The 21,165-nt window shown below is 70.5% G+C and carries 18 protein-coding genes; 9 read left to right on the forward strand and 9 right to left on the reverse strand.

The window, feature by feature from the left end; all coding sequences use genetic code 11:
- The first annotated feature begins 5 nt into the window (after window positions 1–5).
- Complete coding sequence (locus tag ABFY20_RS19145) at window positions 6–500, forward strand: hypothetical protein (protein ID WP_368497799.1); 495 nt, start codon at window positions 6–8, stop codon at window positions 498–500.
- 250 nt (window positions 501–750) lie between these two features.
- Complete coding sequence (locus ABFY20_RS19150; protein ID WP_368499830.1) at window positions 751–2,544, forward strand: MDR family MFS transporter; 1,794 nt, start codon at window positions 751–753, stop codon at window positions 2,542–2,544.
- Between the two features lie 204 nt (window positions 2,545–2,748).
- On the opposite strand, the gene ABFY20_RS19155 is transcribed toward ABFY20_RS19150, so the two are convergent.
- Entirely contained in the window at window positions 2,749–4,089 is a 1,341-nt protein-coding gene (locus ABFY20_RS19155; RefSeq protein WP_368497800.1) for an LLM class flavin-dependent oxidoreductase, read from the reverse strand.
- Between the two features lies 1 nt (window position 4,090).
- The gene (locus tag ABFY20_RS19160) at window positions 4,091–5,602 is read right to left on the reverse strand and encodes an O-acetylhomoserine aminocarboxypropyltransferase/cysteine synthase family protein (protein WP_368497801.1); all 1,512 of its coding nucleotides are present in this window, start codon (window positions 5,600–5,602) and stop codon (window positions 4,091–4,093) included.
- Between the two features lie 164 nt (window positions 5,603–5,766).
- Between ABFY20_RS19160 and ABFY20_RS19165 the strand changes: the two genes are divergently transcribed.
- The 3 genes from ABFY20_RS19165 to ABFY20_RS19175 all read left to right on the forward strand — a co-directional run bounded on the left by ABFY20_RS19165 (window position 5,767) and on the right by ABFY20_RS19175 (window position 8,759).
- Window positions 5,767–7,224, forward strand: coding sequence for a glycoside hydrolase family 1 protein (locus tag ABFY20_RS19165; protein WP_368497802.1), 1,458 nt, complete (start codon window positions 5,767–5,769; stop codon window positions 7,222–7,224).
- 57 nt (window positions 7,225–7,281) lie between these two features.
- A complete protein-coding gene (locus ABFY20_RS19170; protein WP_368497803.1) occupies window positions 7,282–8,310 on the forward strand; it encodes a LacI family DNA-binding transcriptional regulator in 1,029 nt (342 codons plus the stop codon).
- A 92-nt stretch (window positions 8,311–8,402) separates the two neighbouring features.
- Window positions 8,403–8,759 carry a nuclear transport factor 2 family protein gene (locus ABFY20_RS19175; protein ID WP_368497804.1) on the forward strand — a complete coding sequence of 119 codons (357 nt, stop codon included), beginning with the start codon at window positions 8,403–8,405 and terminating at the stop codon, window positions 8,757–8,759.
- Window positions 8,760–8,814: 55 nt separating this feature from the next.
- Here the strand turns inward: ABFY20_RS19175 and ABFY20_RS19180 are convergent, their stop codons facing one another.
- The 3 genes from ABFY20_RS19180 to ABFY20_RS19190 form a co-directional block, all read right to left on the reverse strand.
- Window positions 8,815–9,345 carry a MarR family winged helix-turn-helix transcriptional regulator gene (locus ABFY20_RS19180; RefSeq protein ID WP_368497805.1) on the reverse strand — a complete coding sequence of 177 codons (531 nt, stop codon included), beginning with the start codon at window positions 9,343–9,345 and terminating at the stop codon, window positions 8,815–8,817.
- Between the two features lie 165 nt (window positions 9,346–9,510).
- Entirely contained in the window at window positions 9,511–10,386 is an 876-nt protein-coding gene (locus tag ABFY20_RS19185) for an aldo/keto reductase (protein WP_368497806.1), read from the reverse strand.
- 184 nt (window positions 10,387–10,570) lie between these two features.
- Window positions 10,571–11,455 carry a site-specific DNA-methyltransferase gene (locus ABFY20_RS19190; protein WP_368499831.1) on the reverse strand — a complete coding sequence of 295 codons (885 nt, stop codon included), beginning with the start codon at window positions 11,453–11,455 and terminating at the stop codon, window positions 10,571–10,573.
- A 103-nt stretch (window positions 11,456–11,558) separates the two neighbouring features.
- On the opposite strand from ABFY20_RS19190, the gene ABFY20_RS19195 reads away from it, so the two are divergent.
- From ABFY20_RS19195 to ABFY20_RS19205, 3 genes are all read left to right on the forward strand, one after another.
- Window positions 11,559–11,849 (forward strand): GNAT family N-acetyltransferase, encoded by a 291-nt coding sequence (locus ABFY20_RS19195; RefSeq protein ID WP_368497807.1) that lies wholly within the window; start codon window positions 11,559–11,561, stop codon window positions 11,847–11,849.
- 58 nt (window positions 11,850–11,907) lie between these two features.
- On the forward strand, window positions 11,908–13,056 hold the full coding sequence (locus tag ABFY20_RS19200) for a TIGR03617 family F420-dependent LLM class oxidoreductase (protein ID WP_368497808.1): 1,149 nt from the start codon (window positions 11,908–11,910) through the stop codon (window positions 13,054–13,056).
- 63 nt (window positions 13,057–13,119) lie between these two features.
- The gene (locus tag ABFY20_RS19205; protein ID WP_368497809.1) at window positions 13,120–15,387 is read left to right on the forward strand and encodes a cell wall-binding repeat-containing protein; all 2,268 of its coding nucleotides are present in this window, start codon (window positions 13,120–13,122) and stop codon (window positions 15,385–15,387) included.
- 15 nt (window positions 15,388–15,402) lie between these two features.
- Here ABFY20_RS19205 and ABFY20_RS19210 read toward each other — a convergent pair whose 3' ends face one another.
- From ABFY20_RS19210 to ABFY20_RS19225, 4 genes are all read right to left on the reverse strand, one after another.
- The gene (locus ABFY20_RS19210; protein ID WP_368497810.1) at window positions 15,403–15,897 is read right to left on the reverse strand and encodes a heme-binding protein; all 495 of its coding nucleotides are present in this window, start codon (window positions 15,895–15,897) and stop codon (window positions 15,403–15,405) included.
- A complete protein-coding gene (locus tag ABFY20_RS19215) occupies window positions 15,894–16,943 on the reverse strand; it encodes a biotin/lipoate A/B protein ligase family protein (protein WP_368497811.1) in 1,050 nt (349 codons plus the stop codon). The genes ABFY20_RS19210 and ABFY20_RS19215 overlap by 4 nt, the downstream gene beginning before the upstream one ends.
- A gap of 63 nt (window positions 16,944–17,006) precedes the next feature.
- Window positions 17,007–17,672, reverse strand: a complete 666-nt coding sequence (locus ABFY20_RS19220; RefSeq protein ID WP_368497812.1) for a response regulator — start codon at window positions 17,670–17,672, stop codon at window positions 17,007–17,009.
- A complete protein-coding gene (locus ABFY20_RS19225) occupies window positions 17,669–19,420 on the reverse strand; it encodes an ATP-binding protein (RefSeq protein ID WP_368497813.1) in 1,752 nt (583 codons plus the stop codon). The genes ABFY20_RS19220 and ABFY20_RS19225 overlap by 4 nt, the downstream gene beginning before the upstream one ends.
- 172 nt (window positions 19,421–19,592) lie before the next feature.
- Here ABFY20_RS19225 and ABFY20_RS19230 point away from each other — a divergent pair, with 172 nt between their 5' ends.
- Window positions 19,593–21,155: a CitMHS family transporter gene (locus tag ABFY20_RS19230; protein WP_368497814.1), complete on the forward strand. Its 1,563-nt coding sequence runs from the start codon at window positions 19,593–19,595 to the stop codon at window positions 21,153–21,155.
- The last annotated feature ends 10 nt before the right edge of the window (window positions 21,156–21,165 follow it).

Genomic DNA, 21,165 nt, shown 5'->3' on the forward strand with positions numbered 1-21,165 from the left:
GCGGTATGGCGACGACGTTCCACGAGGCCCAGGCGAGCATCCTCGCACTCAACGACGACGAGCTGCCGTTCGTCTTCGAGCCGACGGATGCGGGGGTCGTCGGGCGCTGGAACTACGCGAACCAGAAGTGGGCAGCCGTGCTCGGTGCCCAGTCGATCGACGCCGACTACACCCTCTGGGTGCTGCTCGACGAGGCGAACGGCACCTTCTCGTTCGACGAACGGGAGACCGTCGAGCGAAGCGGACTGTCGGCCGGCGGCGACGGCATCGGGCTGTCGTACGAGCGTTCCACTTTTCGCGGGCACAAGAAGTCGTACTCGTTCAACCTCGGTGCGGCCATCCTCGCCAAGGTCACCGACCGGCAGGGCGACCACGTCGGCCAGACGTACGGCTACACCTTCGACACCGACGAGATCAAGCAGCCCGTCATCGACACCCTCGAGGCCGCCGGCTGGGAACCCCGCCGCAAGGGCCTCTTCGGCAAACTCTTCGGCGCCTGACCCCGGCCCACCGTCGTCAGACGGCACGCGGCGCCAGGGGGGTATTTGCGAGTTGTCAACTATCGTGCAGCGGGTGTAACTTTGCAGTCTGCGCAAAGTTCTGCGCGCGCCCTCCGCCTCACCGTGGCGCGCCTGCGTCCCACTCCGTCTCGTCCCGAGGATCGCCATGTCTCGCACCACGTCGTCAACCAGCCGCCGGGCCCAAGCGGCCGAAGCCCGGGAGCAGGGCTTCCGCGAGTCGGGCGGCAAGATGACCCACCGTCAGATCCTGTTCATCATCTTCGGGCTCATGGCGGGCATGTTCCTCGCCTCGCTCGACCAGACCATCGTCGGCACCTCGATGCGCACGATCGGCGACGACCTCGACGGCATCAGCCTGCAGGCCTGGGTGACGACCGGCTACCTCATCCTGTCGACCATCTCCACCCCGCTCTATGGCAAGCTCTCCGACATCTTCGGCCGCCGCCCGCTCTACATCATCGCCATCGCGATCTTCCTGGTCGGCTCGCTCCTCGCCGGCATCGCGACCAACATGTACGAGCTCGCCATCTTCCGTGCCATCCAGGGCCTCGGCGCCGGTGGCCTCATGTCGCTCGCCCTCACCGTGATGGGCGACATCCTCGCCCCGCGCGAGCGCGCCAAGTACCAGGGCTACTTCCTCGCCACCTTCGGCATCTCGAGCGTCATCGGCCCCCTGCTCGGCGGGCTCCTCTCCGGCGCCCCTGAGATCCTCGGCATCACCGGCTGGCGCTGGATCTTCCTGCTCAACCTCCCCATCGGTGCCATCGCGATGGTGATCGTGCTGATGTTCCTGCACATCCCGCACACCAAGCGCGCGGTGCGCATCGACTGGTGGGGTGTCGCGGCGATCGTGCTGACGGTCGTGCCCATCCTGCTCGTTGCCGAACAGGGCCGCGAGTGGGGCTGGGGCTCGCTCGGCGCCATCGCCTGCTACGTCATCGCCCCGCTCGGCCTCATCCTCTTCCTCGTCGTCGAGCGCCGCATGGGCGACGACGCGATCATCCCGCTGAAGCTCTTCCGCTCGTCGACCTTCTCGATGGCGACCGTGCTCGGCGTGCTCGTCGGCTTCGGCATGTTCGGCGCCATGATGACCCTGCCGAACTACCTGCAGATCGCCGCCGGCGCCACGCCCACCGAGGCCGGCCTCATGATGATCCCGATGGTGCTCGGCCTCATGATCTCCTCGATCGTCTCGGGCCAGCTCATCTCGCGCACCGGTCGCTACAAGATGTTCCCCATCCTCGGCACCGGTCTCCTCGTCGCCGCGTTCTTCTACCTCACCTTCCTCTCGGCCGACAAGCCGATCTGGTACGTGCTGATCGGGATGCTCGTGGTGGGCCTCGGCCTCGGCCAGCTCATGCAGACCCTCACCATCGCGTCGCAGAACTCGGTCGGCCCCCGTGACATCGGTGTGGCGACCTCGGCGGCGACCTTCTTCCGCTCCATCGGCGGAACCCTCGGCACGGCCGTGGTGTTCTCGGTGCTGTTCTCGCGCCTCGGGCAGACCCTGCCGGCAGCGTTCACCAACCCGACGATCCTCGCCGGGGCCCAGGCCGCAGCGACCGACCCGGCGGTTCAGTCCGACCCGGCGAACGCGGCGATCCTCAAGATCCTGACGGATGCGCAGAGCAACCCCGCCTCGATCGGCGACGCCCTGAGCGGAGACACCTCCTTCCTCGTCGGCGCCGACTCCCGCCTCACCCTGCCCTTCGTCGACGCCTGGGCGAACGCCACCTCCACCGTGTTCTGGGTGTGCCTGTGCGTCGTGGCCGTCGCCTTCGTGCTGAGCTTCTTCCTCAAGGCCACCCCCCTCCGGGCCAAGTCCGCCCTCGAGGAGGCACACGCCGAGGGCGCCGCGGCGGGTGCCGCCGCGCGTGCAGGTGCTGCGGGAGCGGGCGTGGGTTCGGCAGAAGCCGACGCCGATACCCCCGCCATCCAGGCCCAGCTCGCCGCCGAGGAGATGGGCTCCCTCGTGCTCCCCGACACCTCCTCCACCCCCGCCCAGCAGCCCGCCGACAAGTAGCCCCCCCCCCCCCGGCCGATCCGCGCCCGCGCGCCCGCCCCACCGGCCGGCCCGCCCCCGCGCCCCCGCGCGGCAAACGCGACAGGCCCTACTCGACGACCCAGAGTGAGCGCGTGGCCGTGGGGGCGCGACCGCAGGCCGCGCCCCCACGACCGCACGCGAACATGTCGCCCGCGCCGCAGAAGCGGCGGCGCGGCAACAAACTCAGAAGTCCCGCAAGTTCCCGCGCAGCCCGCCGCCACCGTACGACCGCCGGAGGATTCCGCGCCGCCGCAGCACGGGCACGAGTTCGTCGAGCATCCGGTGCACGGTCACGGGGTGGAGGTCGCCCGAGAAGATGAAGCCGTCGTTGTCGGCGTCGTCTCCGATCTCCTCGATGAAGTCGGCGATCTCGTCGGCGGTGCCCACGTAGCCCTCGCGGGAGGAGATGCGGCCGAGCTTGGCCTTGGCGGTGAGGAGGTCGCGGAGGGGCACGTCGTCGAAGCTCTCGAACCTGCCGAGCAGGCCCTTGATGGTGCCGCGCGAGACGTGGTCTCCGAAGATCGCAGGGTCGAGCGGCCGGTCGAGGTCGAGGCCGGTGAGGTCGGTCTCGAGGTCGCTCGACTGTCCGAGCGCGATGGCCTGCAGCGTCTCGTCAGACGGGTGCTCGGAGGCGTCGACGAGGCGCTGCGCCTCTTCGGTGCTCGACACCACGATCGGCTTGAACACGAACAGGACGTCGATGTCGGCCGGCCCGCGGCCGGCAGCAGCGGCCGCTGCGAGCACCTTGGCCCGGTAGGCCCGCACGGTGTCGACGTCGAGCGAGGCCAGCGCGAGCTGCACCTGCGAGTTCGCGCCCGCGAACCCGAGCCCGCGCGGCGACCCGCCGGGCGACACCACGATCGGGTCGCCCGACAGCGCCTCCGAGCCGCCTCCCCCGAACGGCAGCGCGTTCAGCGGCCCGTCGAACGAGAAGTGCTCCCCGCGGTGCGAGAAGGCGTCGAGCTTCGACCCGTCGGCGAAGTGGCCGGTCGACGCATCCGCCACCAGGCCCTCCGCACCCCAGCTCCCCCAGAGACGCTTGATCGCCCCGAGCCACTCCTCGGCCCGGTCGTACGCCCCGTCATGGTCGAGCGGGTCGACCCCGAAGTGCCGTGACGACCCCACATCCGTCACGACGTTGATGCCGAACCGGCTGTCGCTGAGGTGCTGCAGCGTCGCGAACTGCCGCGCCGCCTGATAGGGCGAGTAGGCGAGCGGGTTCACCGTGGGCGCAATGCCGATGTGCTGGGTGACGTCGAACAGGTACGGCGCGAGCAGCAGCGGGTCGTGCTTCGGCCCGCCGTAGGCGCTGCGGATGCGCAGGTCGAGCGTCGACGCGTTGCCGAGCGAGAGCGCGTCTTCGATGATGACGAGGTCGAACCCGGCCTGCTCGAGCGTGCGCACCGACTGCTGGTAGAGCTCGGGGCCGGCCCAGCGGTAGTCCCAGTCGAGGTACGGATGCCCCCACCCGTGCGGCCCGAACCCTCGCGAGAGGAACCAGCCGAAGTGCTGCGGCCGCGCCACCTCAGGCCGCCTCGTGCACGAGCGCGCTGCCGTCGCGGGCCTCGTCGGCCCCGCCGCCGTCATGGGCTGCGCGGGCGTCGTCGTTCTCGCCGGCCCCGCGGTTCTCCGCCGTGAGATCGACGGATGCGACGTCCGCACCCCGCGCGTCCGGACCAGCGGCCACGCCCCGTGCATCCGGAACCAGACCCGCACCCCGCACGGCCGCCAGCCCCCGCGCGAGATCGTCGACGAGGTCGTCGACGTCTTCCACCCCGATCGACAGCCGCACGAGCCCCGGCGCGATGCCCGCCTCGGCGAGCTGCTCGGCCGTGCGGTGGGCGTGCGTCGTGGAGGCCGGGTGGATGATGAGCGAGCGCACGTCGCCGAGGTGCGTCATGCGCGTGAACAGCTCGACCGAGTCGAAGAACACCTCGGCCGCCGCCGCGCCCCCGGCGAGGGTGAAGGCGAACACCGAGCCCTGCCCGTCGGGCAGGTACCGCTCGGCGAGCGCGTGGAAGGGGCTCGACTCGAGTCCGGAGTAGTCGACCGACTCCACGCCCGGCTGATGCTCGAGCCAGCGGGCGATGGCGAGCGCGCTCCGCGACTGCCGGTCGACCCGCAGCGAGAGCGTCTCGATGCCCTGCTCGATGAGGAAGGCGTTGAGCGGCGACGGTGTCGGCCCGAACCGCGACACCACGACGTCGCGCACATAGGTGATGAAGGCCGACGCGCCGAAGCGCTCGACATAGCTCCGCCCGCCCAGCGCGTGCGCCGGTTCGGCCAGATGCGGGAAGAGCGGGCCCCGCGCATCCGTCACCGCCCAGTCGAAGGCCGAGCCCGACACGATCACGCCGCCGAGCACCGAGCCGTGGCCGGCGAGGAACTTGCTCGCCGAGTGCACGACGACGTCGGCCCCGTGCTCGAGCGGCCGCTGCAGGTAGGGGGTGGCGAAGGTGTTGTCGACGATGAGCGGGATGCCGTGCCGGTGCGCCACCTCGGCCACGAGGGCGATGTCGACGAGATCGTTCTTCGGGTTCGGGATCGACTCCACGAAGAGCGCCCGGGTGGTGGGCCGGATGGCCCGCTCCCACTCGGCGGCGTCGTTCGCATCGACGACGAACGAGGTGTCGATGCCGAGGCGCCCGAAGTTGTCGAGGAACAGCCCGCGCGAGCCCTCGTAGATGCTCGACGCCGAGACGAGGTGGTCGCCCGCCTGCAGCAGCCCGAGCACCGCCGAGGCCACCGCAGCCTGCCCGCTGCCCACCAGGATGGCGTCGATCCCGCCCTCCAGTGCGGCGATGCGCCGCTCGGCCGAGGAGGTGGTGGGGTTGCCGATGCGCGTGTAGGTGAAGCCGTCCTCGGCGCCGCCGAAGCGGTCGCGGGCCTGCGCGAAGTCGTCGAACTCGAAGCCGGCGGTGAGGTAGATGGGGGTCGCGCGGGGGTTCACGGTGCCCGCCCCCGCACCCGGGGCGCGGCCGGCGTGCACCTGACGCGTGGCGAACCCGGCGGGTCGGATGGCGGTGTGCTCGGTCATGATGTACCAGAGTCGCACGCCGCTCCGGGGCGACGCCCTTATGCGAAGTACTGTTACGAGGCGCGGGGGCCGCGACCCCACGGATGCACCGGACGGATGCGCTGACTAAGCTGGCGAGAGCGCTCTCAGAGCCGAATCGCGCACCACACACGAGGAGTCGTCCGATGACCACCGCATTCCCCCCTGGTTTCCTCTGGGGATCCGCCACCGCAGCCGCCCAGATCGAGGGCGCGGCCTTCGAAGACGGCAAGGAGGCCTCGGTGTGGGACACGTTCGCACGCGTGCCCGGTGCGGTGCTGAACGGCGACACCCTCGACGTCGCCGTCGACCACTACCATCGGGTTCCCGAAGACGTCGCGCTCATGAAGGCGCTGGGTCTGCACTCGTACCGGTTCTCGACCAGCTGGGCGCGCATCCGCCCCGCAGACCGGTACACCAACCAGGCCGGCCTCGACTTCTACTCGAAGCTCGTCGACGAGCTGCTGGGCGCCGGCATCCTGCCCTGGCTCACGCTCTACCACTGGGACCTGCCGCAGGCGCTCGAGGAGCAGGGCGGCTGGGCGAACCGCGACACCGCGCACCGCTTCGCCGAGTACGCCGAGGTCGTCTACGACGCGCTCGGCGACCGGGTCGAGCACTGGACCACCTTCAACGAGCCGTTCTGCTCGTCGCTGCTCGGCTACGCCTCGGGGGTGCACGCGCCCGGGCGGCAGGAGCCGGCCGCCGCGATCGCCGCGGTGCACCACCAGCACCTCGGGCACGGCCTCGCCGTCGCCCGCCTGCGCGAGCTCGGGGCGCAGAACCTCGGCATCACGCTGAATCTCACCAACGCCGTTCCCGCCGACCCGAACGACCCGGTCGACCTCGACGCCGCGCGCCGGCTCGACTCGCTCAACAACCGCATCTTCCTCGACCCGCTGCTGCGCGGCGAGTACCCGGCCGACGTCGTCGACGACCTCGCCGCGGTCGGCATCGACCTCTCCACCGGCGGCCCGCTCGTGCAGGAGGGCGACCTTGAGATCATCGCGCAGCCCCTCGACTTCCTGGGCGTGAACCACTACCACGACGACCAGGTGAGCGGCCACCCGATCGAGCAGCCCGCAGACCCCTCGGTCGTGCCGGTCGACCCCCACGCGGTCGCGGGGGGCCTGCCCGCGAAGTCGCCCTTCGTGGGCTCGGAGTTCCTCACCTTCCCGCTGCGCGGCCTCCCCCTCACCGGCATGGGCTGGGAGGTGCACCCCGCCGGGCTCCGCACCCTGCTCGTGCGGCTCGGCCACGAGTACGACACCCTGCCGCCGCTCTACGTCACCGAGAACGGCGCCGCCTACGACGACGAGGTGGCCGCCGACGGCGCCATCCACGATGTCGAGCGCACCGCATACATCCGCGATCACATCGAGGCGGTCTCCGAAGCCATCGCCGACGGCGCCGACGTGCGCGGCTACTTCGTCTGGTCGCTGCTCGACAACTTCGAGTGGGCCTGGGGCTACGGCAAGCGCTTCGGCATCGTGCGGGTCGACTACGACACCCTCGTGCGCACGCCGAAAGACAGCGCGAAGGCGTACGCGGAGGTCATCAGCCGAGCGGATGCTGCGGCGGGCGCGACCGATGCCGTCTCGTAAGGCGGTGGCCGGGTCGGGCGTGCGCGGGCTTCGCGGCCGGCGCCCGCGCGCCGGTTCATGAAGAACACGGGGGGCGTGCCGACGCTCGAGATGGTCGCCGCCGTCGCGGGGGTCTCGAGGGCGACGGTCTCGCGGGTCGTGAACGGGTCGACGAGCGTCGCCCCCGAGGCCGCGGCGGCCGTGCACGCGGCGGTCGCCGAGCTGAACTACGTGCCGAACCGGGTGGCGCGGTCGCTGGCGAGCCGGCGCACCGATGTCATCGCGCTGATCGTTCCCGAGTCGACCTCGACGGTGTTCGCCGACCCGTTCTTCGCGCCCGTGGTGCGCGGGGTGGCGCGGGCGCTCAGCGACACCGACTACACGCTCAACCTGCTCATCGCGTCGGAGGCCCGGCCCGAGAAGACCCGCCGCTACCTGCTCGGCGGCAACGTCGACGGGGCGCTCGTGGTGTCGCACCACGCCGAGGACCACTCCTACGTCGGGCTCGGCGACTCGTTGCCGATCGTGTTCGGCGGCCGCCCGGTGAACCCCGAGCTCGCCGATGCGCACTACGTCGACGTCGACAACCAGGCGAGCGCGCGTCTCGCCACCAGCCATCTGGTCGACATCGGGCGGCACCGCATCGCCCACATCGCCGGCCGTCAGGACATGCCCGCCGGCATCGACCGCCTCACGGGGTGGCGGTCGGTCGTGACGGGCGACTCCGCACCGAGACCCGACGAGCTCGTCGAGTTCGGCGACTTCACCCAGGAGTCGGGGGCCGTGGCGATGCAGCGCCTGCTCGATCGCGCAACCGGCGGCCCTCTCGCGTTCGACGCCGTCTTCGTGGCGAACGACCAGATGGCGGCGGGCGCGATCCGCGTGCTGCACGAGCGCGGACTCTCCGTGCCGGGCGATGTCGCCGTCGTCGGCTACGACGACGACACGTTCGCCTCCACTCTCACCCCGCCGCTCACCACGGTGCACCAGCCCTCCGCCGACCTCGGCGCCCGCATGGCCGAGGTGCTCGTCGCACGCCTCGCCGGGCGCAACCCGCCCCGTCACACGCTCATCCCGACGCATCTGGTGGTGCGCGCCTCCGCTTGATCATCGCATTTAGTGTCCTGCACGACAGTACTTGTGTTACTGTCCTGTAGGACGGTTTCCAGACGGGAGACCGCGGATCGGAGGATCGGATGATGAGCAAGCACCTGGCGAACGACGAACTCCCGGAAGCAGCGCGCGGCTTCGTCGCGGGCTGGCAGGCCGGCGACGAACGCGCAGTGGAGGCGCTCTTCGTCGAGGACGCAGTCGTGTCCGACGAGGGCCACACCTACCGCGGGCGCGGGGAGATCCGAGACTGGATCGACAAGGCGATCCACCTCTTCTCCACGACCCTCACCTTCCTTCGCGGGCGCGAGGTCGACGAGATGGTGGGCGCGACGTATCGCCTCGAGGGCGACTTCCCGGGCGGAGTGGTCGAGCTGGAGTATCAGTTCACGCTCGACGACGACGGTCTGATCGAGCATCTCGTCTTCGCACCGGCCGCCGTCTGAGTGCCCGGCCCGACGGGCACGGGCACGGGCACGGGCACGGGCACGAGGATCGAGGTCAGGGCTTCGGCGGCAACAGGCCTCGTTCGAGCATCCGCGTCGCCGACTCGATCGCGTCTTTGACGAATCGCTCGGTGAGAGCGGTGTACCGGCGCACATCGGCGGGCGACCACTCCTGCAGAACCTCGTTGATCATCCGGTCGCCCAGCGCGTAGACGCCGCGCGCCGCCTCCTCCCCCGCGTCGGTGAGGCGGATGAGGGTGGCGCGACCGTCGGACGGGTCGGTCGTGCGCTCCACCAGCCCGTCGCCCTCGAGCCGGCGCACGATCTTGCTGATGTGCGACGCACCGGTGTCGAGCACCTCGGCGAGCGCCGTCGGCCGCATCGGTCCCCAGGCGAGCAGATGGCGGAGCGTCGCGTGGGACTGCTGGTCGAGGCTCTCGCCGGTCTTGGCGAGGATCTCGCCCTGCAGGGCCGGTGAGTCCCAGAGCAGGATGAGTGCACTGAGGTTCGCGAGCAGCTCGGAACGATAGGGGAAGTCGCCCGCCTGCAGCGCTCGACGGCCGGGGCTCTTCGCGTTGTCGTCCATGATGCGAGTGTACTGTCCGGGCCGACAGCAACCGCAGCATCCCGAACGGCCACGTGCGGCGTCTCGCCCTCGCCGACCGCCGACCTCGTACCTGAGGCAGGTGGAGACGACGACCTGGGCCCCGTCTGACGCGAGAACCACAGCCGGCCGGCGGCGCCCCACTGCTCAGTCGAGGGCGGTGAGGGCTGCGAACTCGTCGTCGGAGAGACGGATGCCTGCAGCAGCCACGTTCTCCTCGAGGTGCGCGACCGAGGATGTCCCCGGGATCGGCAGCATCACGGGCGAACGGTGCAGCAACCAGGCCAGGGCCAGCTGACCCGGTGTCGATCCGTGGGCGGCAGCGAGCGAGGCCAGTGCCGAGCCCTCACCCGCGAGCTCGCCGGTGGCGAGCGGGAACCACGGAATGAACGCGATGCCCTCCGCGCCCGAGTAGTCGAGGAGCTCCGACGCACGGCGGTTCGAGAGATTGAAGAGGTTCTGCACCGAGGCGATCGGGGCGACGGCGCGAGCTGCCTCGACCTCGTCGACAGTGACCTCCGAAAGCCCGATGTGCCGCACCTTGCCCTCGCTCTGAAGCGCCGCGAGCTCGCCGATCTGGTCGTCGAGCGGCACCTTCGGATCGATGCGGTGCAGCTGCAGCAGGTCGATGCGGTCGACGCCGAGATGGCGCAGGTTCAGCTCGGTCTGCTGGCGCAGGTACTCGGGGCGGCCGAGCGGGGTCCACGCGTGCGGACCCTGGCGGGTGAAACCGACCTTCGTGGCGATGGTGACGTCGTCGGCGTAGGGGTGGAGGGCCTCGCGGATCAGGCCGTCGGTCACGAACGGCCCGTAGGCATCCGCGGTGTCGATGAGTGTCACGCCGAGCTCGACGGCGCGTCGCAGCACGGCGATGGCCCCGGTGCGGTCAGCTGGTTCGCCCCAGACGCCCGGGCCGGTGAGCTGCATGGTGCCGAAGCCCAGACGGTTCACGGACAGGTCGCCCCCGATGGCGAAGGTGCCCGATGCGGCAGCGGGTGTGGCGGGAGAGGTCTCGGTGCTCATGGGCTCCCCAACGCGGCATCCGCGCGCCGCATTCCGTGCTCGACCGTGCCGTACCCGCGAGTCGTGTCACCGAACGGTATGAGAAGCGCGCGCTCGAGCTCGAGGAGACCTCGGGGCGACGATTCTCATACGGCTGCGGCGCCCCCACCCGGGCACGCGCCCTGCGCCCGCGTGGCAGCTCACGCTACAGGGCGCGCGCCCCCGGCAGGCGCTCGCGCATCACGCGCACCGCGTCGGCGCTGTGGTCGACGAGCACGTAGTTGCGCCCGAGCGCCGACGCCACCGCGCCCGTCGTGCCGCTGCCGGCGAAGAAGTCGAGCACCCAGTCGCCCTCGCGGCTCGACGCCTGCACGATGCGCCGCAGGATGCCCTCCGGCTTCTGCGTCGGATACCCCGTCTTCTCGCGCCCCGTGGGCGACACGATGGTGTGCCACCACACGTCGGTGGGCAGCTTGCCCCGCGCCGCCCGCTCGGCGGTCACGAGGCCCGGCGCCATGTAGGGCTCGCGGTCGACCTCCTCCGAGTCGAAGTGGTACGCCTTCGGATTCTTCACGTACACCAGGATCGTGTCGTGCTTCGTCGGCCACCGCCGCCTCGACTTCGCCCCGTAGTCGTAGGCCCAGATGATCTCGTTGAGAAAGCACTCCCGCCCGAACAGCGCGTCGAGCAGCACCTTCGCGTAGTGCGCCTCCCGGTAGTCGAGGTGCAGGTACAGCGTTCCGTCGTCGGCGAGCAGCCGCCACGCCTCCACGATGCGCGGTTCGAGAAAGCCCCAGTAGTCGTCGAAGCGGTCGTCGTAGCGCAGCAGGTCGCCCCGGATGCGGTCGTAGCGCTGACCCTTGAACCCCGTCACGCGACCCTGCCTCGGTTCGGCGGCAGCCGCATCCGTCTCCCCGCCGACGGCGGGCAGCACCCGCGTCGAGGTGGTGGGCCGACGCTCCTGCGGACGCCCCGTGTTGAACGGTGGGTCGAGGTACACGAGGGTGAAGGATGCGTCGGCGAAACGGGCGAGCACGTCGAGGTTGTCGGCATGGAACAGCAAGCCCTCGCCGCGCGCCCCGGCCGCCATGCCGTCACGCGGATCGGACCCCGCCGCGGCAGCGGAGGACGGATCGGCGACTGGCACCGTGCAATTCTGACAGTTCCGAGGCGACAGGCGTATCCTCGGCCTCGTGACGAGCACCTCGATCAGCAACGACGTCCGCCAGAACCGCTACACCATCTCCCTCGACGACCAGGTCGCCGGCTTTGCCGACTACCGCCTCGAGGGGCACCGCATCGTGTTCACCCGCACTGAGGTCGACCCCGCCAAGCGCCAGGGCGGCCTGGCCGGGCGCCTCGTCGAGTTCGCGCTCGACGACGTGCGCACCTCGAGCGACCTCACCGTCGTTCCGCAGTGCAGCTTCGTCGCCCACTTCATCGACCAGCACCCCGACTATCAGGAGCTCGTCGACCGCGGTTGAGGTGTGGGAACCCCACAGGCAGGATGCGCGGGGCCGGGTCAGCCGGTGGAATGACGGTATGTCCGATGCCGTGCAGCAGCCCGCGAACCCGTCCCACTCCGAGCCGGCGCCCGAGCCCGGGCCCGCGCCGACACCCGAGCCCGCGCCGTTCGCGATCGACGGGGGCGGCGACGTCTCGAGCGACCCGCTCCAGCTCGAGGCCGCCGTGGTCGCCGCCGAGGCCGCCGGCTTCGACGGGGCGCTCGGCGTCGAGCTGAAGCACGACCCCTTCGTGGGGCTGGCGCTGGCGGCACGGGCGACGGAGCGCATCCGGCTCACCAGCTCGATCGCCGTGGCGTTCGCCCGCAACCCCATGAACACGGCGGTGCTCGCGAACGACCTGCAGCTCATCTCGCGCGGACGCTTCGTGCTCGGCCTCGGCTCGCAGGTGAGGCCGCACATCGAGCGCCGGTTCTCGATGCCGTGGTCGCGGCCGGCGGCGCGCATGCGCGAGTACGTGCGGGCGCTGCACGCCATCCAGGAGTCCTGGGCGACGGGGTCGCGCCTGTCGTTCTCGGGCGAGTTCTACACGCACACCCTCATGCCGCCCATGTTCAGCCCCGGCCCGAACCCGTTCGGCGCGCCGTGCATCACCCTCGCTGCGGTCGGGCCCGGCATGGCCGAGGTGGCCGGCGAGGTCGCCGACGGGATGCTCGCACACCCCTTCACGACACGTCGCTATCTCGAGCAGGTGAGCCTGCCCGCCGTGGCGCGGGGGCGCGCTGCGGCGGGGTCGGGCGCAGGCGCGGCGGGCGGCACGGGCACAGGCGCGCCGAGCGCTCGACCCGCCTTCGAGGTCAGCCTCCCTGCCTTCATCGCGATCGGCCGCGACGAGGCCGAGGTCGCCGCAGCGCGCACCGCCGTGAAGAAGCAGATTGCCTTCTACGGCTCGACCCCCACCTACCTGCCCGTGCTCGAACTCCACGGCTGGGAGTCGGTGCACGAGCAGCTGCACCGCGGCTCGCTCCGCGGCGAGTGGGATGCGATGGGCGACCTCGTCACCGACGAGATGTTCGACGCCTTCGCCGTCGCGGGCTCCGCGGCCGAGGTCGCCTCCGCCCTCACCGCCCGCTACAGCGGCCTCGTGCAGCGCCTCTCCTTCAGCGCCCCCTACCCCGTCGCCCCCGAGCTTTGGAGGGAGTTGCTCACCGCACTTCGCGCAACATGACACACTCTCGGCTTATAGTGATATATTCTCGACAGATTTCCGAGCCTGACCTAGGAGCCTGTCATGTCCAAGCCGAGCCTCGTCATTCAAGGCAGAGTCGCCCTAGTACTCCTCATCGGCGCCTGCTTCGCGTTGCTGCCCGCCGCCACCTCCTCCGCGGCTCCCTACGAGAGTTCGACTCGTCAACTCTCACAGACACTCTCCCTTCCGCCGGCGTCGGCCAATCAGCCCGTCGAGTCCGTAGCGATCTCGGGCGACGGCAAGTACGCAGCCTTCTCCACCCGTGCCACGAACCTGAGCGACCTGGCGAACGGCGTCGAGCAGGTCTACCTGAGTGACTTGCAGACAGGCGCTCTGACGATGGTGAGCGCGCGGTCAGGGGTGGCGGGCGACATGCCCTCGACGCAGCCCTCCGTTTCTGACGACGGCCGGTTCGTCGCCTACACATCATTGGCCGACAACCTGGCAGGCGGCTCCCCGGCGCGGGGGAGCAAGGCGCTCGTGTGGGACAGGGCCACCGGTACAACGCAGTTGGTGAGTCTCACAGACGGCCCCTCCCCCGCCCCTGCCACCGTCGGCGTGACCTCGGTCCGCGTGTCAGGCGATGGCACGGCCGTCGCCTTCCTCGCAGCCTCGAAACTGACCTTGGAAGACCCTCTCGGCACCTACCAGGTCTACGTGCGGAACCTCCGATCCGCGTCGACGACCATGGTGAGCGTGAATCCGCTCGCTACGGTGCCCTCAGGATCACATGGCGTTGACCGTGAAATCGCCATCTCGCGCGATGGCTCCGTCGTGGTTTTCACCTCGACCGACTCGTTGAGCAGCCAGCCGGGCGGAGGACGGCCACAGGTCTACGCGCGGATGCTGCGGTCTGGATCGACCGAGTTGGTGAGCGTCAACAGTGACGGCACCGCCGGGGGAGACGGCTCGTCGGTCACGCCCACCGTCTCGGCGAACGGCACCGCGGTCGCATTCGCGAGCAATTCGTCCGATATCAGCCCGCTCCATCCCGCAGCCGGGGGCACCTCGATCTACGTGCGCGACCTGACCACGAAAGCGACTGCGCTCGGTACTCCCACCGCCATGGGTTCTAGCGGTATCGCCTCAGCGGCGCACCCCTCGCTGTCAGAGGACGGCCGCTTTCTGGCGTTCGATTCCGCTCAGAAGGACGTCGTGGCGGAGGGGTCGGGCTTCCCGGGTTCGTTCTCGCAGGTTTACGTGCGCGATCGCGTCACCGGAACTGTCGTCGTTGCAAGCCGCAACCTGGCCGGCACCACGGCGGGAAACGACCGCTCAGAGCTTCCGACGCTCAGCAGCGACGGGAGCCTTGTCGCCTTCCGCTCCGCGGCGAGCGACCTCACCGCCACAGCCCCCTCGCTCGGGTCGCCCCAGGCATTCGTTTCTGGGGGTCACGTGACCCCGACGCTCCAGCGGATCGCCGGGGCGGACAGGTACACCGTGTCGGCGAACGTGTCCTCCGACGCCTTCACTCCCGAGGGTATCGTCGGGCCCACCGTCTATGTGGCCTCCGGCGAGGGTTTCGCTGACGCGCTGCCCGGTTCTGCAGTTGCGGGATACAACACGGGCCCGATCCTTCTGGTGGGAAGGGACACGATCTCTGGCGATCTACGTGCGGAGCTCACCCGATTGACTCCACGGCGCATCGTCGTGCTCGGCGGCCCTAATAGCATCAGCGCGCAGGTGGAGAACGACCTCAAGTCATTCTCCACCTCGGTCGACCGCGTCGCCGGGCCCGACAGATTCAGCGGGTCGATCGCGGTGAGCCGAACCTTCACATCGAGCGCGGTCGCTTACGTGGCCTCTGGCGAGAACTTCCCCGATGCGCTAGCAGGCGCCGCAGCTGCGGGACGCGAGAAGGCGCCCGTGCTCCTCACTCAGAAGGATTCCCTCCCCACGGGGATGAAGGAGGAACTACTGCGGCTCGGAGTCACGAAGATCGTGGTGCTCGGAGGGCCGGCCAGCGTGTCCGACGGCGTGGTGGCGTCCCTCGGCGCCGTCGCACCGACCACGCGAATCGCCGGATCCGATCGCTACGAAGGCGCTGCCGCCGTTTCTCGAACGGTGTTCGCAGCAGGTGCCAAGACAGTCTTCGTCGCGTCCGGGGAAGTCTTCCCTGACGCCCTCTCAGGAGGCGCTTCTGCTATCAAGAACGGCGCTCCCGTGATACTCGTCACCAAGAACTCGATCCCTGCCGCAGCAGCCGTTGAGCTCGATCGCCTCAATCCGAATCGAATCGTGGTTCTGGGTGGACTGAACACCGTCTCACAGACCGTCTACGAATCGCTCGAGCAATACCTCGCCCGCTGAGAGCGCTGGCGAGGCCTACGCTCGCCGGGCGCGGAAGGCCTCGACGGCGTCGGCGGCGACCTGGTGGTCGACGACGTCGGGCTCGCCCGAGGTGGTGAGGGTGCCGACGAGCTCCCCCGCGGCGAACAGCGGGATGGAGCCGCCGTGCGCCCGCATCACCTCGTGGTCGATCATGGGGTCGGTGGCCTGCTCGAACGGCGTGCCGGCGTCTTCGAAGCGCCGCTTGACGAGCAGCGAGGGGATGCCGAAGTGCCGTACCACCGCCGCCTTGCCCGCGAGCCACGGGTCGTTGCCCGGCCCCGTGGAACCGAGCCGGGCGCGGAACACGAGGTCGTCGCCGAGCACCACGTCGACCGCGAGATCGAGCTCGCGCTCGCGGATGAGCCCGACCGCGATCATCCCCAGCTCGACCGCGTCGTCGTTCGTGAACACGGGCAGCTCGAGTCGCGGCACCTCGGCGAGCGCCTCCGCGGTGAACACCGGGAGGGCGCCTTCGGGGTGTGTCTTCACGGAACTCGTCCGATCCACTCGGGTGTCGCGAACTTCGTGCGCACCAGGTCTTCGGCAGCGGCACGCTCGGCGTCGGTGATGGTCGACGGATGCGCGCCGTACAACCCGGTGAAGGTCGCGACGAGACGGTCGATCACCTCGTCGCGCGGCAGCCCGGTCTGGCTGCGCAGCGGGTCGACGCGCTTGGCCGCCGACTTGGTGCCCTTGTCGCTCATCTTCTCGCGGCCGATGCGCAGCACCTGAACCATCTTCTCGCCGTCCATGTCGTAGCTCATGGTGGCGTGGTGCAGCACGGCGCCGTTGCCGAGACGCTTCTGGGCGGCCCCGCCGATCTTGCCCTTGGCCGAGGAGATGTCGTTGAGCGGCTGGTAGAACGCCTCGATGCCGAGCGACTTGAGCGCCTGGATGACCCACTCGTCGAGGAAGGCGTAGGAGTCGGCGAAGGTCATGCCCTGCACGAGCGCCGCAGGCGCGTAGATGGAGTAGGTGACGACCGAGTTCGCATCCATGAACATGGCCCCTCCGCCCGAGATGCGCCGCACCACCTCGAAGCCGTACTTCTCGGCGTTCTCGAGGTCGACCTCGTTCTTCAGCGACTGGAAGCTGCCGATCACCACGGCGGGCCGGTTCCACTCCCAGATGCGGAGCGTGGGCTTCCTCCGCCCCTCCCCCACCTCGTTGGTGAGCACCTCGTCGAGGGCGAGCTGCATCTGCGGGGTCTCGGGGCCGGAGTGGATGAGCTGCCACTCGTACGCATCCCAGCTGGTCGCCTTCGCGAGCGAGCGGCGGATGGCGACGGCCACGGCCTCGGGCGAGAAGCCGAGCAGCACGGCGCCCTCGGGCAGCGCTGCACGCACGGCAGCCGCGATGGTCGCCGCGTCGCTGTCGCTCGGCAGCCCCTCGACCGCCGCATCGATGAGCGGCAGCGCGTCGTCGGGCTCGAGGAAGAAGTCGCCCGCCAGCCTGAAGTTGCGGATGCGCCCGTCGATCTCGTCGAGATCGACGACGACGAGCTTGCCGCCCGGCACCTTGTACTCTCCGTGCATCTCCTGCTCCCGTCCACCGTTCCCCGGCCGGGTCAAGCCTAGAACGCATCCGGATGCGCGGGGTCAGGAGGGCGCGACCGATCGGTAGCGATGTTCCGGCCGGCCGGTGCTGCCGTACTGCAGCTCGACGACGAGCACGCCCTGGTGGGCCAGCGCGGAGAGGTGCCGTTGAGCGGTCGCCCTCGAGAGGCCCAGGCGCTCGGCGACGACCGGAGCGGAGAGCGCCGCCTCGGCCGACACGAGCACCTCGAGCACGGCGGTCTCGGTGGGGGAACGGCGCGCCGGGGTGTCACGTGCGCCACCGTTCAGCACCCGCCGGGCCCGATCGATGGTCTCCTGGTCGAGCTCGGGGCGGGCGTCGAGCAGGTTGCGGTAGCGCTGGTAGGAGCGGAGCAGGGCGACGAGCTGGTCGTCGCCGAAGGGCTTCACGAGGTAGCCGAACGCTCCGCGCTGGAAGGCGCGGCGCACGGCGGCCGAGGTCACCGCCGCCGACAGCACGACCGAGTCGAGGTCGTAGCGGGCGATGAGGTCGAGGCCCGAGCCGTCGGGCAGGTAGATGTCGGCGAGCACGACGTCGGGGCGGTCGGCCTCGATGGCGGCGACCGCCTCGGCGACGGTGCCGGCCGTGGCGGAGACCTCGAAGCCGTCGACCGAGTCGACGATGCGGGAGTGGAGCCGGGCGACGTGGAAGTCGTCGTCGACGACGAGCACCCGGAACGCTGCGGTCATCGGCCGTCCTCCTCGTCGAACTGGTGCTCGAGCCGCGCCACGAACACCGCACCGTGCCGCTCGGTGCGGCCCTTCGCGAGACGCAGCTCCCCGCCGTGGCGGCGGGCGACCTCGGCCGAGAGCCGCAGGCCGATGCCGTGGCCGTGGGCGGGCTCGGGGCCCTCGTCGGGTTCGCCCGCGCGATGCGGTACCACCGCGTCACCCGGCGCCACGAGATCGATGCCCCCGGTCGCTGCGCCGATGCCGTCGCCCGAGTCCATCACCGAGAGGTGCAGCTCGTCGCCGTGCCGCAGGGCCTCGACCTCGACCCAGCGCGGTTCGCGCGCCGAGGCCGCCGCCGCATCGATGCCGTTGTCGACGAGGTTGCCGAGGATCGTGGTGACGTCTTCGGGGTGGCGGAGCGACCCGGTGACGTCGGCATCCGGCCCCACCCGCAGCGTGACGCCCCGCCGCTCCGCCTCGCGCGCCTTCGCCCCGAGAAACGCCTGCAGGTAGGGCTCGGCGATGAGTTCGGCCCGCTCGATCGGGAAGCGCACCGGCCCGTGCTCGCCCACCTGCTCGAGGTAGGCGAGTGCCTCGGTCGTCTCACCCGCCCGCACCAGCCCCGTCACCACGTGGATGCGGTTCGCGAACTCGTGCCGCTGTTCGCGCAGCGCGCTGGCGAGCGTGCCGACCGCCGTCAGGCGCCTGGTGAGGTCGTCGATCGCCGTGAGGTCGCGCACGATGACGACCCGCCCGAGCTCCTGCCGGTCGCGCCGCACGACGTGCACGTCGACGTAGACGAGCCGCCCGTTCACCACGAGAGGCTCGTCGCGAGGTTCGGCGCGCGGTTCGTCGTCAGGTCCGGTGCCCGGTTCGTCACCCGGTGAGGTGCCCCGTTCGTCGAGGCAGGCGAGCACCGCCGCATCCGTGATCGTCTCCCGCACCGGCTTACCCACCGGCTGGTCGAGACCGAGCAGCTCGGCGGCTCGGTCGTTGCACACGGTCACGACGCCGTCGGGAGACAGCCCGATCACGCCGTCGCCCACCCCTTGCAGCACCGCCTGCTGGTCGTGCACCAGCTCGAGCAGCTCCTCGGGCTCGAGGCCCAGCGTCTTCTGGCGGAGACGCCGGGTGATGAAGGCCGCGAGCAGCCACCCCACCGCGAGCGCCAGCGCCGTCGCCACGGCGACGGCGAGCGCGTCGGAGAGCGCCGTCGCCCACACCTCCGAGGGCGGCAGCCCGACGCTCACCTCGCCCACCACCCGCCCGGGGTCGTCGAGCGCGTAGATCGGCACCTTCGCGCGCGCCGAGTCGCCCAGGGTGCCGCGCTCCCAGCTGACGGTCTCCTCGCCGCGGAGCGCCGCATCCGGACTCGTCGACACCTGGTCGCCGATCTCGTCGGGGTTCGGATGCGCGAGCCGGCGCCCGGTGTCGTCGGTCACCACCACGAACAGCGCCCCGGTGCGACGCTCGATGTCGCGCGCGTAGTCGTCGAGCGTTCCCGCGACGAGCTCGGCGTCGGTCGACGGGGTGCCGCGGTCGGACTCCGCCTCCGCGGCCGCACGCACCTGCGGGGTCTCGGCGACGGTCTGGGCGAGGCGCAGCGCCGACTCCTGCGTCTGCTGCACGATGCGGGCCACGCCGGTCGCCGCGAACAGGCACAGGGTGATGGCCGAGACGGCGACCATCGCGGCGACAATGGAGCGGTTGACCTGGCGGGTGAAGGGCACCGAACGGCCCGGTCTCCGTCGCCGCGCCGTCGTCATGAGCCGATGCTACCCACGCCTCCGACGGGCGCGTGAGCAGAATGCGCAGAACGGGTTCTATGCGGAATTCGCCGTCAATGCGCAGTAGCGCGCGCGGCATCCGCCCTCGTTCCTATCGTGTCGGAACAGCCGCCCGGCCCCGTCGTGCCGGCCTCAGACGAAGGAGTCTCCCGTGCTCGTCCTCCTCGGATTCGGAATGGTCGCCGTCTTCATGGTGCTCATCATGACAAGACGCATGACACCCGTGCTCGCCCTCATCATCGTTCCCACCGTGTTCGGGCTGTTCGCGGGCGCCGGGCTCGGCGTCGGCGACATGGCGCTCGAGGCCATCGGCGGGCTCGCCCCCACCGCGGCGCTGCTCATGTTCGCCATCATCTACTTCGGGCTGATGATCGACGTGGGATTGTTCGACCCGCTGGTGCGGGGCATCCTGCGGCTCGTCGGCCACGACCCCGTGAAGGTCGTCGTCGGCACGGCGCTGCTGGCCGCGGTCATCTCGCTCGACGGTGACGGCTCGACCACCTTCATCGTCGTCACGAGCGCCATGCTGCCGATCTACCTGCGACTCGGCCTCAGCCCCGTGGTGCTCACCGTGGTGGCGGGTCTCGCGAACGGCACCATGAACATCCTGCCCTGGGGCGGGCCCACCGCCCGGGCCGCCGCCGCGCTCGACGTGTCGGCGAGCGAGGTGTTCGTGCCCATGATCCCGTCGATGCTCGCGGGTCTCGCCGTCATCTTCGTGTTCGCGTGGCACCTCGGTCTGATGGAGCGCAAGCGCCTCGGCCGGCTCGACCTGCCGGGCGAAGGCAGCCGCGAGGGCGAAGCGGATGCGACGGCCGGCGACGCGGGGACGCTCGGCCGGGTGACCGCGCGGCTGTTCCGCCGGGGCTCGGCGCCCACGGGGAGCGGTGCGGGCACCGGCGGCAGCGCGACCGGCGTGAGCCGCCCGGGCACTGCCGGCGCGGGCGGCGCGGGCGGCGGGTCGTCGGCATCGGGCACGACCACCCGGTCGCGCACCCAGGTCGAGCGCATCTCGACCGGGGCGCTCCGCGCCCTGGTGAACCCCGCCGACACCGCGATGGCCGACACCATGCTCGACCCCCAGCGCCCCACGCTCCGGCCCAAGCTGTTCTGGTTCAACCTGGCCCTGACCGTCGCCGTCATGGTTCTGCTCGTCGCCGACGTGCTCCCGCTCGCGTACGTGTTCATGGTGGCCAGCGCCGTCGCCGTCATCGTCAACTTCCCCCGCGTCGCCGACCAGGCCGAGCGCATCGTCGCCCATGCCCCCTCGATCGTCGGCGTCGTGTCGATGGTGCTGGCCGCAGGCGTGCTCATCGGCGTGCTGGAGGGCACCGGGATGGTCGACGCCATGGCGGTCTGGGTGGCGGGATCGATCCCCTCCGGACTCGGGGCGTTCTCGGCGGTCATCACCGGGCTTCTCAGCATCCCGATGACCTTCTTCCTCTCCAACGACGCCTTCTACTTCGGCATCCTCCCGGTGCTCTCGCAGAGCGCGGCAGCCTTCGGCATCGACCCGGTCGAGATGGCGCGCGCCTCCATCACCGGGCAGGTGGTGCACATGCAGAGCCCGCTGGTGCCGGCCATCCTGCTGCTCGTCTCGCTGGCCGGCGTGAACCTCGGCGACCACCACAAGCGGGTGCTGTGGCGGGCCGTCGTGGTGGCGATCGTGATGCTCGCGGTCGGGGTGCTGGTCGGTGCGATCGGCATCGGATAGCAGGCGACCG

The sequence above is a fragment of the Herbiconiux sp. A18JL235 genome (assembly GCF_040939305.1).
GTDB lineage: Bacteria > Actinomycetota > Actinomycetes > Actinomycetales > Microbacteriaceae > Herbiconiux.